Below are 2,562 nucleotides of genomic sequence, written 5' to 3'. Positions count from 1 at the left end.
GGTGCCGTCGCGCAGCCCCTCCACCACGGCGTCCCGGACGGCGGCGGAGCGGCGCGGGTCCTGTCCGGTGAGCACGGCGACGGTGACGCCCTCACTCCGCCCGGTGGCCGGGGTCCAGGCGGAGGCGGCCTCGGCGTCGTCGCTGCGGACGCACCAGATGCGGCGCGCCTCGGCCTCGGCGGACGCGGCGGCGTTGGCCTCCGGGTCGTCCGTGGTGATCAGGACGTACCAGGCGCCCTCGAAGTCGCCCTCCTGGTAGCGGCGGCGCTCCCAGCGCACCTCCCCCGCCTCGGCCATGGCCTCGACGGAGGCCGTGGCGGACGGCGAGATCAGCAGGATGTCCGCACCGGCCGCTATCAGCGCGGGCAGTCGGCGCTGGGCGACCTGCCCCGCCCCGAGGACGACCACACGCCGACCGGAAAGGCGCAGTCCGACGGGGTATGCGAAGTGTTCGGACATGGCGGTGCGGCTCTCCTCGTGCGAATGCGCGGCCGCTGCGGCGCTGGAGCGGCTGATCGACTGGGGCTTGCTCTACTGGAGCTTGATCGGCTGGAGCTTGACCGGCTCTGCGGCGGAGCCCCCGCCGACACCCTACGCGGCGGGGGCACGCATCAGTTCTTCTCCGTGACCCCTGCGGAGTCGAACGTGGCCACCTCGTGCATCGCCCGTGCGGCGCTCTGCACCACCGGAAGGGCGAGCAGCGCACCCGTACCCTCGCCGAGCCGCAGATCCAGGTCGACCAGGGGGCGCAGACCCAGCTTGTTCAGGGCCGCCACATGGCCCGGCTCGGCGCTGCGGTGGCCCGCGATGCAGGCCGCCAGCACCTCGGGCGCGATGGCCCGGGCGACCAGCGCCGCGGCGCCCGCGCTCACCCCGTCCAGGATCACGGGCGTACGCAGCGAGGCGCCGCCCAGCAGCAACCCGGCGATCGCGGCGTGCTCCAGACCGCCGATCGCCGTCAGGACGCCGATGGGGTCGGCCGGATCGGGCTGGTGCAGTTCGAGACCGCGCCGTACGACATCGATCTTGCGCGCGTGCATCTCGTCGTTGATGCCGGTGCCGCGCCCGGTCACCTCGGCCGGGTCGGCGCCGGTGTAGACGGAGACCAGGGCGGCCGACACGGTGGTGTTGGCGATCCCCATCTCTCCGGTGAGCAGCGCCTTGTTCCCGGCGGCCACCAGATCGCGGGCCGTCTCGATGCCCACCTCGATGGCGCGCAGCACCTCCTCGCGGGTGAGCGCGGGGCCGACGGTGAAGTCTCCGGTGCCCGCCCGCACCTTGCGCGGCAGCAGCCCGGGGGTGCTGGGCAGATCGCCGGCCACCCCGACGTCCACGACGCACACCTCGGCGCCCACCTGGGCGGCGAAGGCGTTGCAGACCGCGCCGCCGCCCAGGAAGTTGGCCACCATCTGACTGGTGACCTCCTGCGGCCAGGCGGTGACGCCCTGGGCGTGCACTCCGTGGTCGCCCGCGAAGATCGCGACGGCCGCGGGCTCCGGGATCGGCGGCGGGCACTGCCGGGACAGCCCGCTCAACTGGGCGGAGATGATCTCCAGCATGCCGAGCGCACCCGACGGCTTGGTCATCCGCTTCTGCCGCTCCCACGCCTCGCCGAGCGCCTTGGCGTCCAGCGGGCGGATGCCCCGCAGGGTCTCCTGGAGCAGATTGTGCGGATCGCCGCCGGGCAGGGTGCGGCGGCCGTACGTCTCCTCATGGACGACCCAGGACAGCGGGCGGCGCTTGGACCACCCGGCCTTCATCAGCTCCGGCTCCTGCGGGAACTCGTCGACGTACCCGACACACAGATACGCCACGATCTCCAGATGGTCGGGCAGCCCGAGCTCCCGCACCATCTCGCGCTCGTCGAAGAAGCTGACCCAGCCGACACCGAGGCCCTCGGCGCGGGCGGCGAGCCACAGGTTCTCCACCGCGAGCGCGGAGGAGTACGGCGCCATCTGCGGCTGAGTGTGCCGGCCGAGGGTGTGGCGGCCGCCGCGGGTGGGGTCGGCGGTGACGACGATGTTGACCGGGGTCTCGCGGATGGCCTCGATCTTCAGTTCCTTGAACTGCTTGGCCCGGCCCTTGGGGAGGGACTTGGCGTACGCGTCCCGCTGGCGCATGGCCAGCTCATGCATGGCGCGCCGGGTCTCCGCCGAGCGGATGACGACGAAGTCCCACGGCTGGGAGTGCCCGACGCTGGGCGCGGTGTGCGCGGCTTCGAGGACGCGCAGCAGCACCTCGTGCGGGATCGGGTCGGACCGGAAGCCGTTACGGATGTCCCGGCGCTCGCGCATCACACGGTGGACGGCGGCGCGCTCGGCCTCGTCGTACCCCTCGGCGCGGGGGCCGAGGGGGATGGGGATCGGCTCGGGCTCGAGCTCGGAGTCGGGCTCGGTGTCGACGTCGGTCTCGGCGTCGGTCTCGGCGTCGGCGTCGGTCTCGGGCTCCGGTGTGGATTCCTGGGCCGCTTCGGGGGTGGTGTCCGCTTCGGGCTCGGTGGCCGCTTCGGGCTCCGTCTGAGGCTCGGGCTCCGGCTCGGCGGCTTCCGGGGCGGTGGGCTCC

General features: G+C 73.4%; 2 protein-coding genes. Both read right to left on the bottom strand.

Annotated elements, in window-relative coordinates; translation table 11 throughout:
• On the bottom strand, nt 1-459 hold a 459-nt coding region (locus tag KN815_RS37980), incomplete at its 3' end, for a precorrin-2 dehydrogenase/sirohydrochlorin ferrochelatase family protein (protein WP_301184690.1).
• A gap of 152 nt (nt 460-611) precedes the next feature.
• A partial coding sequence (cobT, locus tag KN815_RS37975; protein WP_216346381.1) for a nicotinate-nucleotide--dimethylbenzimidazole phosphoribosyltransferase occupies nt 612-2,562 on the bottom strand: 1,951 nt, incomplete at its 5' end.

It is taken from the genome of Streptomyces niphimycinicus (genome assembly GCF_018883605.1).
In the GTDB taxonomy this organism is placed as follows: Bacteria; Actinomycetota; Actinomycetes; order Streptomycetales; family Streptomycetaceae; genus Streptomyces; species Streptomyces niphimycinicus.
The sequence above is the reverse complement of the archived record's forward strand: the minus strand, read 5'-3'. Positions and strand labels throughout refer to the sequence as shown.